General features: G+C 69.1%; 16 protein-coding genes and 2 pseudogenes. 11 read left to right on the forward strand and 7 right to left on the reverse strand.

Annotated features, from left to right (window positions below):
- Positions 1-9: 9 nt before the first annotated feature.
- From IE257_RS11070 to IE257_RS11080, 3 genes are all read left to right on the forward strand, one after another.
- Positions 10-201: a hypothetical protein gene (locus IE257_RS11070; protein ID WP_189967253.1), complete on the forward strand. Its 192-nt coding sequence runs from the start codon at positions 10-12 to the stop codon at positions 199-201.
- Complete coding sequence (locus IE257_RS11075) at positions 198-482, forward strand: DUF4190 domain-containing protein (protein WP_189967255.1); 285 nt, start codon at positions 198-200, stop codon at positions 480-482. Before IE257_RS11070 ends, IE257_RS11075 begins: the two co-directional genes overlap by 4 nt.
- 106 nt (positions 483-588) lie before the next feature.
- Entirely contained in the window at positions 589-981 is a 393-nt protein-coding gene (locus tag IE257_RS11080; protein ID WP_189967257.1) for a YciI family protein, read from the forward strand.
- A 23-nt stretch (positions 982-1,004) separates the two neighbouring features.
- Here the strand turns inward: IE257_RS11080 and IE257_RS11085 are convergent, their stop codons facing one another.
- Positions 1,005-1,952: an NAD-dependent protein deacetylase gene (locus tag IE257_RS11085; protein WP_189967259.1), complete on the reverse strand. Its 948-nt coding sequence runs from the start codon at positions 1,950-1,952 to the stop codon at positions 1,005-1,007.
- A 181-nt stretch (positions 1,953-2,133) separates the two neighbouring features.
- Here IE257_RS11085 and IE257_RS38090 point away from each other — a divergent pair, with 181 nt between their 5' ends.
- Both IE257_RS38090 and IE257_RS11095 read left to right on the forward strand, forming a co-directional pair.
- Entirely contained in the window at positions 2,134-2,658 is a 525-nt protein-coding gene (locus tag IE257_RS38090) for a hypothetical protein (RefSeq protein WP_229920257.1), read from the forward strand.
- Between the two features lie 190 nt (positions 2,659-2,848).
- Positions 2,849-3,115 (forward strand): hypothetical protein, encoded by a 267-nt coding sequence (locus IE257_RS11095; RefSeq protein ID WP_189967261.1) that lies wholly within the window; start codon positions 2,849-2,851, stop codon positions 3,113-3,115.
- 568 nt (positions 3,116-3,683) lie between these two features.
- Here IE257_RS11095 and IE257_RS11100 read toward each other — a convergent pair.
- Positions 3,684-4,019 carry a hypothetical protein gene (locus IE257_RS11100; protein ID WP_189967263.1) on the reverse strand — a complete coding sequence of 112 codons (336 nt, stop codon included), beginning with the start codon at positions 4,017-4,019 and terminating at the stop codon, positions 3,684-3,686.
- A 478-nt stretch (positions 4,020-4,497) separates the two neighbouring features.
- On the opposite strand from IE257_RS11100, the gene IE257_RS11105 reads away from it, so the two are divergent.
- Both IE257_RS11105 and IE257_RS38885 read left to right on the forward strand, forming a co-directional pair.
- A complete protein-coding gene (locus tag IE257_RS11105) occupies positions 4,498-4,923 on the forward strand; it encodes a hypothetical protein (RefSeq protein ID WP_189967265.1) in 426 nt (141 codons plus the stop codon).
- 55 nt (positions 4,924-4,978) lie between these two features.
- Positions 4,979-5,107 carry a hypothetical protein gene (locus IE257_RS38885; protein WP_268251392.1) on the forward strand — a complete coding sequence of 43 codons (129 nt, stop codon included), beginning with the start codon at positions 4,979-4,981 and terminating at the stop codon, positions 5,105-5,107.
- A gap of 51 nt (positions 5,108-5,158) precedes the next feature.
- On the opposite strand, the pseudogene IE257_RS11115 reads toward IE257_RS38885, so the two are convergent.
- Positions 5,159-5,411 (reverse strand): annotated as a pseudogene (locus tag IE257_RS11115) (transposase); the annotation flags it as partial.
- Between the two features lie 50 nt (positions 5,412-5,461).
- Between IE257_RS11115 and IE257_RS11120 the strand changes: the two are divergent.
- Positions 5,462-5,895, forward strand: a pseudogene (locus tag IE257_RS11120) (transposase).
- An 85-nt stretch (positions 5,896-5,980) separates the two neighbouring features.
- Here the strand turns inward: IE257_RS11120 and IE257_RS11125 are convergent.
- Complete coding sequence (locus IE257_RS11125; protein ID WP_229920258.1) at positions 5,981-6,493, reverse strand: DUF7919 family protein; 513 nt, start codon at positions 6,491-6,493, stop codon at positions 5,981-5,983.
- Positions 6,494-6,864: 371 nt separating this feature from the next.
- Between IE257_RS11125 and IE257_RS38890 the strand changes: the two genes are divergently transcribed.
- Positions 6,865-7,077 carry a transposase family protein gene (locus tag IE257_RS38890; RefSeq protein WP_189967267.1) on the forward strand — a complete coding sequence of 71 codons (213 nt, stop codon included), beginning with the start codon at positions 6,865-6,867 and terminating at the stop codon, positions 7,075-7,077.
- A 106-nt stretch (positions 7,078-7,183) separates the two neighbouring features.
- Here the strand turns inward: IE257_RS38890 and IE257_RS11135 are convergent, their stop codons facing one another.
- Both IE257_RS11135 and IE257_RS11140 read right to left on the reverse strand, forming a co-directional pair.
- Positions 7,184-8,257: an RICIN domain-containing protein gene (locus tag IE257_RS11135; protein ID WP_229920276.1), complete on the reverse strand. Its 1,074-nt coding sequence runs from the start codon at positions 8,255-8,257 to the stop codon at positions 7,184-7,186.
- Positions 8,258-8,356: 99 nt separating this feature from the next.
- Complete coding sequence (locus IE257_RS11140; protein WP_443728823.1) at positions 8,357-9,538, reverse strand: ISAs1 family transposase; 1,182 nt, start codon at positions 9,536-9,538, stop codon at positions 8,357-8,359.
- Positions 9,539-9,733: 195 nt separating this feature from the next.
- Here IE257_RS11140 and IE257_RS11145 point away from each other — a divergent pair, with 195 nt between their 5' ends.
- A complete protein-coding gene (locus tag IE257_RS11145) occupies positions 9,734-9,919 on the forward strand; it encodes a KOW domain-containing RNA-binding protein (RefSeq protein ID WP_189967270.1) in 186 nt (61 codons plus the stop codon).
- Positions 9,920-9,928: 9 nt separating this feature from the next.
- Here the strand turns inward: IE257_RS11145 and IE257_RS11150 are convergent, their stop codons facing one another.
- A complete protein-coding gene (locus IE257_RS11150; protein ID WP_189967272.1) occupies positions 9,929-11,380 on the reverse strand; it encodes an NF041680 family putative transposase in 1,452 nt (483 codons plus the stop codon).
- 453 nt (positions 11,381-11,833) lie between these two features.
- On the opposite strand from IE257_RS11150, the gene IE257_RS11155 reads away from it, so the two are divergent.
- The coding region (locus IE257_RS11155) for a serine/threonine-protein kinase (protein ID WP_189967274.1) at positions 11,834-13,139 on the forward strand (1,306 nt) is incomplete at its 3' end.

A 13,139-nucleotide genomic window follows, 5' to 3' on the forward strand; every position in this document is an offset into this window, starting at 1 on the left:
GGACGTCTCATGCTCTTCCTCGTAGGCGCGTTGCTGGTGCTCGGCGTCGTCCTCGGCGTCGTGGCCCATGTCCCCGCGCACGTCAGCGTGGTCGGCGGTCTCGCCATCGCTCTCTGGCTGGCCCTCTTCGTCGCACGCGAGCGCCTCTTCGGCCACCGCCGGGCCGGACGGCTCGACCGTGAAGGCGGAGGTGTCCGATGAGCCCGCGCACGGATTCCCGTACCGAAGCCGCGAGCCCGGCGGCCCGAACCCGTGACGCCGACGCGATGGCCGTCACCGGCTTCGTCCTCGGCCTGGTGGGGCTCCTCGTGATGAACGTGATCCTCGGCCCGACTGCCGTCGTCCTCGGCGCCCTCGCGCTGCTGCGGCACACGACCAGGCCCGGCCGGGCCCGCCTGGCCATCGGCCTGGGCCTGGCCGACGTGGTGCTCCTCGTCTGCCTCGTCACCGCCGACGGGACCTGGTCGTGGAGCCTGACCTGAGATTCCCGGACGGGATCGGCCGCCACCGATGAGTTTTGCCGCGGCCGCCGGTCTACCCCTTCGACAGCACGCAGAGCGGAGCAGCCGCCCCGGAAGGGTGAGGAACATGAAGTACATGATCCAGATGAACGTACCGGCAGCCGAGTGGGACGCCATCATGTCGTCGTACTCCGAGGACGACATGCAGGCCATGTTCGCCCACATGAACGCCCTCAACGACGAACTCACCTCTGCCGGGGAGTGGGTGGACGGGCAGGGCCTCGGCGGCCCCGCGCTGGTCAAGACGGTGCGGGCCGGGAGCGACGGACGACCCGAGGTGACCGACGGGCCGGTCCGGGCGGGAGACATCCTGGCCGGGTACTGGGTCGTCGACGTCAAGAGCGAGGACCGGGCCCTGGAGATCGCCGCACGGGCGTCCGCCTGCCCGGGACCGGGCGGGAAGCCCGGCAGTGACCCGGTCGAAGTGCACCCGATTCCCGGTGACCCGACGGCGGCCTGAGCCGCCGGGCCCGTTCGGCCCGGTCAGCGCCCCGGCGGCCCGTCGACCGGGCTGTGGACCGCGATGTCGACCCGGCTGTCGACCGGGATGTCGACCGGGATGTCGAGGCGGCCGGCCACGTCGGTGAGGGTCGGCCCCAGGGGGAGTGCGACCCGGGTGAGGGCGTGCTGGTCGCCACGGGTCGGATCGTCGTTGACGATCAGTACGGGTTTTCCCGCCCGGGCCGCCTGCCGGACGAACCGAAGCCCCGACATCACCGTCAGCGACGATCCCAGGACCAGGAGCGAGGCCGCCCCGTCGACCAGGGCGCGGCAGTGCTCGACCCGCCGCGGCGGAACGGATTCGCCGAAGAACACCACGTCCGGTTTGAGGACGCCGCCGCACCGCGCGCAGGCCACCACACGGAAGTCCCCGACCTGCCCGTCGGTGAGGTCGGCATCACCGTCCGGGTTCAGCCGGGCGGCGACCGGCTCGAATCCGGCGTTGGCCTCCTCCAGCCGCCGGGCGAGTTCCCGGCGCGAGCCGACGGCGCCGCAGGAGAGGCAGACGACCCGGTCCAGGCTCCCGTGGAGTTCCACCACCCCCTCGCTCCCGGCGGCCTGGTGCAGGCCGTCGACGTTCTGGGTGATGACGCCCGCGAGCAGCCCGTGCCGCCCGAACGCGGCCACGGCCCGGTGCCCGGCGTTGGGCCGCGCCCGGCCGAACGTACGCCAGCCGAGGTGACTGCGCGCCCAGTACCGGCGCCGGGCCCCGTCACCGGCGGTGAATTCCTGGTAGGTCATCGGAGTGTGCCGGCTCAGGCTTCCGCCCTTGCCCCGGTAGTCGGGGATGCCCGACTCCGTGGACAGGCCCGCCCCGCTGAGCACCAGCACACCGCCACCTCGCAGCGCGTCGGCGACCGGCTCCGGATCGTCGGTGCCCGGCCGGAGGTCCCCGGGAGGCGTCCAGCTCAGGGTCGGGCGCATGCGCATGCCGCCAGCGTACGCAACCGGCGCGCACGGGGTCGGCGGCGGAACACGTGAGACCGGTGCGGGGAGCGGAGCCGCCGCAACTGTTCGAGCGTGCGCCTCGGGGTGGCGGCTCGTTCGCAAGTTGAGGGCGTGCGGCCGACACGGGCGGGCCGGCGCCCGGGCACGGAGGGGCGTGGTGTGCGTGGACGCGGTGCGGGAGTCGGCCGCAACGGGGCGAGTGGTGCTGTGGGAGGAATCGGCCCGCGACGACGCGCAGGCGAAGACGCTGATGCCGCCCGGATTCCGGGTGGAGCTCGCGCGCGCCACGGGCCGGATCTTCGGCCCGGACGGCCCCCGGCACGTGGTGTTCGCCGCAGGCTTCCCCGCGGTGTGCGGGGAGGAGTTCGAAGCCGTACGCCGGGTCGCGAGGGAGGCCGAAGGCGCGGTGGGCGTCGCCGCGGTGTGCCGCGGGGCGCGGCGGGACGTGGAGCAGGCGGTGGCGTCCGCGCTGGCCATGTTTCCCGGCACCGTTCCCGTCCTGCAACCGCCCCACCGCGCCGACGGTCCGGTGGGCGGACCGGTGCGGGGGGCGACGACCACCGTGACCGTGCACCCCGACGGCCGTCTGACGCTGCACCGCCACGGGGCCCAGGACCGGTCCTACCCGCACCCGGACGACTACCTCGACCACCTGCGGGCGCGGTACGGCTCCCGGCGGTCCTTGTGACGGTCCCCGCTGCTGATCTTCGGTCGGGCGAGGCTTCGCACGCGTGGGCGCACCTCCGACGCAACCGTCGGGGCCGGTGAGGTGAACCTGTACGTCGGACGGCGGCGGGGCCGGCGGCAGCAGTGGCAGGCCGCCGGGGCGCACCCGAGGCTCGGTGCGGGGGCCGAGCGCGAGGAAGGGGCAGCAGACCATGCCGCAGGCCAAGGAGGAGGGCGTCGCCGCGCGCCCGATCGGAACGGTGGACCGGCGTCGGAGTCGAGCCGGACACCTGAGGACCGTACTCAGGCGGACGAATCTGCTGCCGGCGTTCTTGGTGCTCACGGGGATGACGGTGGCCCTGTGGCTGATGGGTATGCCGTTCCTCCAGGCTCTGACGATCTCCACCGGAGTGAAGATCGCGGTGGCCCTGCTCGAACTCCGACGACTCCCCGACCCGGCCGACGAGCCGCCGGCCTGAGTTCTTGCCGCGCCGCTCCTTTCCCCGCGGTGACAGGAAGCCCCGGACGGGGATCGGCCACGGGCGAGCGAGGCGGGGGGCGGGGGACATGTGGGAGGCACTGGACGCGGTGGACCGGCCCGCGCAGTCGACGGCCGCCACGGACGCCGAGGTACGGGCGGCGCTGGACGTGCGGTAGAAGGCCGCGCATCCGCTGGCGGTGCTCGGTCAACGCGTCGCGCCCTAACGGGACATGAAGGGCCGCGCGCCTATGCCCTGGGCGACTCTCGGCAGCCGGACGCCGCCGACGTCCTGCGGCCCCTGCGCGCACACGCCGCAGCACTGGTGCCCGCGCGGTACGAGAAGCCCTTCGGGACGAGGCCTCCCGGGCGGGGTGGCTGGTCGGGGACCTTCGAGAGGCGCTCCACATGTGGGGCGAGAACCCGCTCCTGTCCGGTGAGGCACGGCGCGGCTACCGGGCGTTCCTCCGGGACGAGGAGACCCGCGCACGGATCGACGGGGCGCTCGCGCTTCCCCAGGGGGCCTGTCGGGCGGGCCGGCCGATGGCGCACCGGCCCGGAGCCGGTTCCTAGGACGACCTGCGGCGCAGAGCGCGGCGGACCCCGTACAGGACGACGAGCAGCACGATGACGACGACCAGGACGATCAGGAGCTTCGTGAACAGGCCGCCCTTCTTCTTGCTCTTCTTCTTGCCCTTCTTGTTCCCGGTGGTGGCCCGGACCTGCGACGACATCGGTGCCTGGACACCGCTTGCCACGCCGGCGCCGGCGAGGAGACCGCCCTGCGGGAGCGCCGCTGCGGCAGGAGCCTGCCGGACGGCCGGGACGGCCGCCGAGGCGCTTGCCGCAGGCCCCAGTAGCAGCCCGGCGAGCACGAAGAGCGGGATGATTGCCGCTGCGACCATCGGGCGCTTCTTCGGATTGCTGTTCGTTGTCACTGTCTCCCCTGTTCTCCCCTGCCCCGGCCGGGCCCGGTGGGATCCGGAAGGCCGAGGCTTGAAAGCATCGTCGACGAGTTCGACCGCCCCGGCAAGGACATGGACCGCGCAACTGGTCGAGTCCGGGGGGCGGGTTCAGAGGAAGCTCCCTGACCAGCGCGGGGTCGTACTGGTGCCAGAAACTGAAACTGCCCAGGCCGGGACCGGTTGCCGGGTCGGTTCCCACCAGGCTCAGCCCGTCGTGGGCTTCACCTGTGGAATGGCAGCGAGCCCGGGACCGAGTCGTGGCCGCCCGAGCACGAGCAACCGCTCCTTCTCGCGGTGCGCTTTGGTGAGGGAGCGTTCCGCCGATCCCTCACCTTCACCCCGGAGGGCCGGCGGAGGAAACCCACAGGCGCCGGGGCGGAAGTTCGGTCCGGTCGTCGAATGCGCCTAGCCTCTGGCCATGATCGAGACGAGGCATGACGAGTTGCGTGGCTTTCAGGTGGGACGAGTGCGCGCGGACCTTCGCGAGCTGACGGTGAGTGACGACCGTGAAAGCATGCTCGAGGGGACGCCCCACCTCCACCGTCGCTTTCGTCTGATGAGCATCGAGAAGGCGATGGCAGCGACGCCGCACCTGTATGTGCACGAACTCGACAGGATCCGAGCCGATGCGGCGGGGCGGGTCGAGGAGTGGCTGCCGCGAGAGGCGGTTCACGCTCGACTGACGTCATGGTGGAAGCCGGAGGACAGGCCAGAGCCCGGGCATACGGAGCTCTCGGTGATGTGGTTCCAAACGGCCGTACAGGATCCCTTCGCGCACCTGGCCGCGATCGTGCGCCCCCTGGACTGGACTTCACTGGCCAGGTTCGTCCCTTTTGAGGACTAGAGCCCGTCTCTTCGAAGTGCTCTGCGCATGGTGCTGCATGCCGGATCGAAATCCTGTGGCAGCGCTCGCCCCGCAGCGGCTGATCGAGCGGGGCGTGGGCCTCCACGAGGCGGCAGTGCTGCTGCCCGGCTTCGACCGGGCCTCCCCAGTCGGGACGACGATGATCGCTCCGCTCCACGGCTGAGAGGGCGTTTCATCCCGCTGTTTCATCCCGGTTTGCCGCGTTCGATGCGGTTCACGCTCCGCGCCATGTGGGGGTGGATTCGGAGGTGAGTCTGCGGGTCATGAGGTTGATCATCGCGAGGTGGATCATGGCTTCGGAGCGGTGTGGGTGGGCTTCGTAGTCGCGGGCCAGGCGGCGGTGGTTCATCAGCCATCCCAGCGTGCGTTCGACGGTCCAGCGTCGTGGCAGGACGGTGAATCCCCTGGTGGTGGGGTCGCGGCGGACGATGTGCATGTCGATGCCGGGTGGCGGCGTGCTCGACGAGGTGCTGGCGGCTACGACGCGGCGAAGAAGATCAATGGCCGCAAACGCCACCTGGTCGTGGACACGAAAGGCCTGCCGCTGTTCGTCATGGTCACCCCGGCCGACATGACCGACCGCGACGCGGCGAAGGAAGTCCTGTTCAGGCTGAGGCTCATGCACCCCGAGATCACCATCGTCTGGCCGACTCCGCCTACGCCGGTCAGCTCGTTGACTGGGCGAAGAAGTACCTGAACCTGACGTTGAAGACCGTCGGCCGGCCGAAGAACGCGGTCGGGTTCGTCGTCCTGCCCCGCCGCTGGGTGGTCGAGAGGTCACTGGCCTGGGTCATGCACGCCCGCAGACATGCCCGCGAATACGAACGCCTCATCCAACATTCGGAGTCGCTGATCACCTGGGCGGCGATCACCCTCATGACCAGGCGAATCACCCGTCGGCAGTCCCGCCGGGCCAGCCAGCCGGCCTCCCGCGAACACACACGGGACTAGACGAGCAAGTCCGAAGTCTTCGGTCGCATGAAGGTCACCATCGCCTCGATCCGGCTCTGGCTGCACACGTGAGCCTCGCTCGCCTCTACTCCAGCATGCGTTCCGCGTCATCCGGAACCCAGGGAAACGGGACGTCGGGCCACCGTGTGGCGGCCCACATGTCAAGGTCGACAGCGAGAACGGCATCCATGAAGGCCTGCGGCGGTTGGTAGCCGTGGGCGGTGATGTAGTGCGTGATCAGGAACGGAGCGGCGTAAGCAATGCCGGGCCCACCCGGAATCCGCACCTCCCCGTTCCCTTCCGGAGCCTCACCCTCGGGACACAGGTCGCACTCGTGCAGCCCGAGGTAGACGTTCACCCACTGGACCTCCTGAACAGCCCTCAGCTTCTCCACGAACACCGCAGGGACCGTCCCTGTCGGGTACGGCCTGCCAGCTTCCAGCCAGCCGATGTTCAGACGGGTGTACGCCGGGCGGTACGAGAGCGCGTAGAAGCCCGACTCCCTGTCCGTGAACTCATCCTGGTCCTGGTAGTCGTACTCGCTGAGATCTTCGTAGTACACCCGCACATCATCGCCGCCTGCTTCGTTGACGCCCATGCGATTCCACGACCCATCGGACACGCGCCCCGGTCAGCTTTGTCATGCGCGGCTCAGGAACAGGTGCTCACCTTGTGCTTTAACCAACGGCCACGTCCCAGCCTGGCCTGAGCCGTTCGGTGTCGGTGTGCCGAAGTAGGTTGACCTGCTGTCAGCTAGAGCTGATCAAAGAGCGGTGCGAAGGGGGCTCAGGGGCATTGCATGTTCGAGATCGGTCCGGTTCGCCGGTCTTGTGATGTGATGTGATGTCATGTCTCGTTCTGGGGATGATTGTTCCCCGGAACGCAGTTCAGGCACGGTGCCGGTGATCATGTGGTTGTCGAGACCCATGAGAACCGAGCGAGACCGTGCCTGCCCGAACATCATCGCCCATGCCCGCCGGGCTGGGACACCTGACCCTCCAGAATCGCGCTGTCACCCGACAGGATGCCGCTGACCTGCGGCGCTTCCTGATCTGGGTGCCCGACCCACGCAGTCGGCGGGGGCGGCGGTATCCGATGCTCCCCCTGTTGTGCGCGGCAGCTTCGGCCGTGCTGGCCGGTGCCCGTTCCCTCATCGCGATCGGGGAGTGGATATCGGAATAGACTCCAGTGGAGTCCGGTCCGCTCCTGCAGAAGAGTCCATAGGGCCCCTCCTACGGAGTCTTCTCCACTCCGCAGAGGACTCCATAGGAGGGGTCAACCGATCCCGCTACACGCACTTGCGGATGGTCACCCGGCCGCCGTTCTTGGTCATCTCATTGGAGTGCGGCGCGAGACAGAGCCCCGTCCACTGGTTGGCGAAGGTGTAGGTACCGCTGATCTTGGTCGGGTTGACCGACCAGAGCTGGTTGCCCGAGTCCCAGCGGGTCTCGCAGCCCCACCACATGAGCTGGGTGTTCTGGCCGGGCGGGGTGCCGTTGTTGTAGGGGACTGTGAGGCAGTAGCCGTTGTTGTTGCGGATGGTGAAATAGCCGTTGCTCGCCTTGACGGCGTTCCACTTCTGCGCGGCCTTGCCGTCGCAGGTGCGCTGCACCACGAGCCCGCCGTTGGGGACGGTGGGGCCGATGGCCAGGCACTTGCCGCTCAGCAGGTTCTTGTAGGGAGCCTTGCCGCCGGCCGACCACATGTCGTAGGTCTTGGTGGTCGGCGGGTCCTGCCCGCAGATGTCCCTCAGCTCCGTGTCGGTCATCTTGCGGCTCTGATACAACCAGGCGAAGGACCGGCTGGTGTCCGGCACCCGGACGACCGCGTTCTTGACGAGCTCGTTCTTGTTGCCGTCGTAGCGGGCATCGATGTCGACGACCGCCTCGATCAGCGGCTCCTTGACCTCGATCCAGCCGACGCTGCCCAGGGGGACCGCGGCGGTGTGCGTGTGGGTGTCGCTGGTGCTCCAGGTCCAGCTCCAACCGAGCTTGGGCCCGACGGAGGCCTCCCAGTCACCGAACTTCTTCTTCCCGCCGATGTCGAGGCCGAAGGAGAAGCTGGTGGAGGAGCTCTTGGTTCCGGCGACGCTCACGCTGCCGCTACTGGTGCAGCCGTAGGCGATGGGGCTCTTCCCACTGCCGAGCTTGTCGGGCATGGTGGCCTCGCCCCATACTTGCTTGCTGCTTTTGAAGGTGAGGTAGCACTCGGGGTCCCAGTAGATGATGTCCCCGGCCTGCGTGGGCCTCGGGTCGGCGCAGTCCTCGGCTACCTGCGCGGGCGACTTGGCCGCCGCGAACGCCGTCGGGGTCAGCGGGAAGTAGCTCATTATCAAGGCGAGCAACACGATCGTTTTCTTCATGTTCTTCACGAGGCGTGAGCTTAGGGATCATGAATGGCCGCTGAGGGAACGCCGTATGTATCTCAGGGGCATTGCATGGTTGCGGTCTGTCCGGATTGATCACGTGAGGCCGAGGATTCGCAGGGGTCGGGTGTGGTCGCGGCCGGTGTGGCGGAGGGCAGCGGCGATGTTGGTGTGGCCGTTCTGGCGGAAGATGCCGATGGCGAGGTTGCGCAGGCCGGCCATGGTGCGGGGCAGGTGGCCGGTGCGGACTTTGGAGTCGTCCTCGCGGAAGGCCCGGTCTCGGACGTGGTGGAGGAGGTTCTCGATGCCCCAGTGGCCCCTGATCCAGGTGGCGAGCTGGACGGCGGTGGCGTCGTAGGTGTCCAGGCTAGTGATCAGGTAGACCCGTTCGATGGTGAGCTTCCCGGTCGAGCGGTCACGGCGCCATCGGACGATCTGGATCGCCTGGTGGGTGCCGGGATAGTCGAGGTGGTGGAAGGCGGCGGTCTTGAGTCGGCGGATCTCGTCGCGGTGGTGGGCCCGGTCGCGGGTGCGGTGGTCCAGCGGGATGTCCGCCCAGGGCAGCGTTTTGACCTGGGCATACAGCCCGGGGTGGTTCTTTTTCACAATGGCCAGGTAGTGGGCGCCGCGCTCGCGGAGGTACGTGCCGTGGGCGTGCGGGGTGTGCAGGGCATCGCCGGTGATCACGGTGTCGCTCAGGTCGATGCTGTCCAGCAGCGGGGCGAAGGCGAGGATCTCGTTGCTTCTGGAGGCGACCTGCCGCTGGGCCAGGACCACGCCGTGGTGGTCCATTGCGGCCAGCAACTGGATCGCGGTGCTCGTGACGGTGCGCGAGCCGCGGACCGTCTTGCCGTCGACCGCGATCGCCCGCGGCACCGGCTTCGCCGATCGCTCGGACTCGCTCGGGTGTACTCCTCTGGCCTGTAGGAATGCTCCGATGGCAGCGTCCAGAGCGTCGCCGTCCAGCCGCTGGAGCAGGCGCCGGACGGTCGCCGGGTGAGGGACGGGATGGACACCGGTGAGCGGCTCGGCCGGGAAGTCGAGGACCTCCAGGGCCGACTGCGGGGCGCCCGTTATCCACTCCCCGATCGCGATGAGGGAACGGGCACCGGCCAGCACGGCCGAAGCTGCCGCGCACAACAGGGGGAGCATCGGATACCGCCGCCCCCGCCGACTGCGTGGGTCGGGCACCCAGATCAGGAAGCGCCGCAGGTCAGCGGCATCCTGTCGGGTGACAGCGCGATTCTGGAGGGTCAGGTGTCCCAGCCCGGCGGGCATGGGCGATGATGTTCGGGCAGGCACGGTCTCGCTCGGTTCTCATGGGTCTCGACAACCACATGATCACCGGCACCGTGCCTGCACTGCGTTCCGGGGAACAATCATCCCCAGAACGAGACATGACATCACATCACATCACAAGACCGGCGAACCGGACCGATCTCGAACATGCAATGCCCCTGGAAGGGGGCTGGTGTGACGGACCAGATGGACATCCAGGTCGGGACCGACGTGCGGATTACCGGGGGACCGTTCACGGACTTCACGAGCCCTGTCGTAGCTGTTGACCATATCCGGGGCCGTGTCGAGTTGACGGTGGACATCTTCGGCGACGCGACCAGGATCGACGTCTCCTTGTCGGATGTCGTGAGGGTGGTCTGATCTTGTCCCTCACGGTCTGATCCGGTCGCGTTCGCCGATGCTTTCGGGTCGTCGGACAGTCTTGCCGACGTCGTAGCGGGTGGCCGGTCGCTGGTTCTTCGACCCGAGCGGTCTGCCGGGGCCCGGCCGCGACGGTTTCGGCGCACGGGCCGGGCAGGGCAAGGCCGGGCGGAGGTTCCTGAACCCCCGGCGGACCCGGGCCGGGGTGAGTCTGTTCGGTTCGACCGGTCGTTCCCAGGGTCGGCGGAGGTCCTCGGTGAGCGGCCGGGCGAGACGGAGCTGGGTGTGCGCGACGATGATCAGCCACGTCCAGCGGTCCGCCGCTTTCGGTGTGCGGAGCTTCGGGCGGGTCCAGCCGAGCGTCTGCTTGATCATCCGGAACGTGTGCTCCAGGTCGAAGCGCCGCAGGAACGCCTGCCAGCGCAGATCGACGCCGGCACCGGTCAGTCCGGTGGCGGAGGACCACAACCACAGCGGCAGCGGGTCACCGCCGCCGGGAAGACGGTCCACCTCAAGACGAATCAACGTCCCCTCGATGATGGGGAGTTCACCGTCGTGGTCGATCCAGGCGGATCGGGTGGTGAGCCTCGGGTGGAGGCGGTCCCACGACGTCGCCTTCGCGGTGCCGTAGCGGTCGGTGACCTGGACGGTCGCCATGTGCGGCTCGCCCCAGGTCTCGGGCTTCGCGAAGCGGAACTCCTTGCCGTGCTTGGGAGGCCGCCCGCCCTGAGGGTAGGCCCGGGAGTACTCCAACTGCGTGGGCGTCGGCCGGCGCATGACGCGGTCCGAACGCATCCGCCCCAAGACCTCGACCGGCAGCCCGTCGAGCAGATAGGCCATGCGCGGGGCGTCGTAGCCGGCGTCGAAGACCACCAGGATGTCCGGATCGCCGGTCCGCCAGCTTCCGCCGGCGACCAGGTCCTCGACCACACGGCGCACCTGGACCGCGGTGACCTCGGCGACGTCGTCCTCGGGACCGAACCGCACTGCGTCCAGCAGCTGGCACCAGGACGTGCGACCCGATTCGAGAGCGGCGACGAATGAGTACGGCCAGCCCGGGATCATCAGATGCTGGTCCCTGCCCCGGCCGAAGGTGTGGCAGAACAGCCGGTCCGCGCTGCACTCCGCGTCCGGACGCAACCAGTTGCTCACGTCCACCGCCAGGACCAGCCGGTCATCGGCAGCCTTCGGCTGGGACAGCGCGGCCAGCGCCCGCCGCAGCCGCACCACGTCGAGACGGCCACGGTTGAGCGCGTCGTACAGCGCGCCGTGCCCGCGTCGGTGCTCGGCCACCAGCGTCAGGTCCACCGGCGACGTCACCGGCCCGTCCGCGCACAACAACGCGTCGGCCAGTTCGAACAACACGTCGCGGCGACCGGTCAGACATGCGTAGAAGTCACCCCGGAAGCGTGACGCCTCCGCGAACGCCTCCCTGCGGACAGCATCAGACAGCAGACTCACCCTCACGGCCTTCGTCGAGATCACGTGCACCTTGGTCGGAGCACAGGATCGGACGGAGGCCGCCCTCACGTCCGGCGAATCCCCATCCGGGTGATCATGTTCGAGGCGACGTTCGAGCGTGATGGTTAAAGCACAAGCTCACCCGCGAGACGGCGTGAGGGTACAGACACCGCCGGGGTGAGCTGGGAGACCGGATGCTTCGCACGGTCCCGGCCTCGCCCGTAGCCCGCTCAGAGCCCGTTCCAACCGGCACACCGGGAACCGCCGTATCCCCGTCGGGGTCCGCCGTCCGCGCCCGCGGCAGACCCCCGTCATCCCGGCTACGAGGCCGGGATGAACTCCACGTCGGTGCCGCCGCAGCCGGCCGCGATGTCCAGCAGCGCCGATCCCGCTCCACATCACAGGCTGCTGGTGAATTGTCCCATCGCGGGCGGGTCGCATACGGTGACCTGCATGTACAGGGGGATGGAGTTGGCGGGCCGCTACCGCCTCGACAGCCGGTTGGGGCACGGCGGTATGGGCGAGGTGTGGGCGGCGTCCGATCTGAGGCTGCGCCGCACCGTCGCGATCAAGATGGTGCTCGCCTCACATCTGCGTGACGACCGCCTGGCCGCCCAGGTCCTGGCCCGCTTCCGCCGTGAAGGCGAGGCGGCCGCCCGGCTGAACCACCGCAACATCGCCATCGTCCACGACCTGGGCGAACACCAGGAGACGGGCGCCGACGGGCAGGTGGAAGTCTCCCCGTTCCTCGTCATGGAGTTCCTGGAAGGGCGTGATCTCGCGACGGTCCTGCACGAGGACCACCCCGGCGGGCTTCCCCCGGAGAAGGTGCTGGAGTACGGCGCCCAGGTGTGCGACGGGCTGGCCGCCGCCCACGCGCGGAACATCGTGCACCGCGACATCAAGCCGGCCAACCTCATGCTCCTCGACGACGGCACCATCAAGATCTGCGACTTCGGAATCGTCCAGATCCAGGACGGCACGCTCGGCCTGACCACGGCCGGAGCGCTGCTCGGCAGCCCTCTCTACATGGCTCCCGAGCAGCTCAGAGGCCAGACACCGACGCACTCGGCCGACCTGTACGCCCTGGGTGCCAGCCTGTACGAGCTCCTCACCGGGCGCCCCCCGTTCACCGCGGACTCCGCGTACGCCGTCATCGCCATGCACCTGTCCACCACTCCCGAACCGCCCAGCACCCACCAGCCCGCCATCCCGCCCGGCATCGACACCCTCATCACCTCCCTCCTTGCCAAAGACCCCGCCGACCGTCCCCTCACCGCCAAGGAGGTCGGCGCACGCCTGCGCTCGGCACACCTCGCACCCGGGCCAACCAACGGCCCTGCTGCGGAAGCTCCGGAAACCGACGAGGAGCGCCACCAACGGGCCGCCGAAGCCGGAGACTCCGACGCCATGTTCAGCCTCGCGCTGTTGCTGACAGAGGCTGACCGCATCGACGAAGCGGAAACCTGGTATCGGAAAGCCGCCGACGCCGGAAACACCGACGCCATGCACGGCCTCGGATTCCTGCTGGAGGACACCGGCCGCACCCACGAGGCGGAAACCTGGTACCGGAAGGTCGCCGACGCCGGAGACAGCGTCGCAATGAACAACCTCGGACTCCTGCTGGCCAACACCGGCCGCCCCAACGAGGCAGAAACCTGGTACCAGAAAGCCGCCGACGCCGGAAACAGCGGCTCAATGCACGGCCTCGGATTCCTGCTGGAGGACACCGGCCGCCCCAACGAGGCAGAAACCTGGT

The sequence above is a fragment of the Streptomyces avidinii genome (assembly GCF_014650695.1).
GTDB classification, from domain to species: Bacteria; Actinomycetota; Actinomycetes; order Streptomycetales; family Streptomycetaceae; genus Streptomyces; species Streptomyces avidinii.

Bases quoted from the DNA above. Each gene is read 5' to 3' on its own strand.
- IE257_RS11070 (WP_189967253.1), top strand. From the start codon at position 10: ATGCTCTTCCTCGTAGGCGCGTTGCTGGTGCTCGGCGTCGTCCTCGGC.
- IE257_RS11075 (WP_189967255.1), top strand. From the start codon at position 198: ATGAGCCCGCGCACGGATTCCCGTACCGAAGCCGCGAGCCCGGCGGCC.
- IE257_RS11080 (WP_189967257.1), top strand. From the start codon at position 589: ATGAAGTACATGATCCAGATGAACGTACCGGCAGCCGAGTGGGACGCC.
- IE257_RS11085 (WP_189967259.1), bottom strand. From the start codon at position 1,952: ATGCGCATGCGCCCGACCCTGAGCTGGACGCCTCCCGGGGACCTCCGG.
- IE257_RS11095 (WP_189967261.1), top strand. From the start codon at position 2,849: ATGCCGCAGGCCAAGGAGGAGGGCGTCGCCGCGCGCCCGATCGGAACG.
- IE257_RS11100 (WP_189967263.1), bottom strand. From the start codon at position 4,019: ATGGTCGCAGCGGCAATCATCCCGCTCTTCGTGCTCGCCGGGCTGCTA.
- IE257_RS11105 (WP_189967265.1), top strand. From the start codon at position 4,498: ATGATCGAGACGAGGCATGACGAGTTGCGTGGCTTTCAGGTGGGACGA.
- IE257_RS11125 (WP_229920258.1), bottom strand. From the start codon at position 6,493: ATGGGCGTCAACGAAGCAGGCGGCGATGATGTGCGGGTGTACTACGAA.
- IE257_RS38890 (WP_189967267.1), top strand. From the start codon at position 6,865: ATGCCCGCCGGGCTGGGACACCTGACCCTCCAGAATCGCGCTGTCACC.
- IE257_RS11135 (WP_229920276.1), bottom strand. From the start codon at position 8,257: ATGAAGAAAACGATCGTGTTGCTCGCCTTGATAATGAGCTACTTCCCG.
- IE257_RS11140 (WP_443728823.1), bottom strand. From the start codon at position 9,538: ATGCCCGCCGGGCTGGGACACCTGACCCTCCAGAATCGCGCTGTCACC.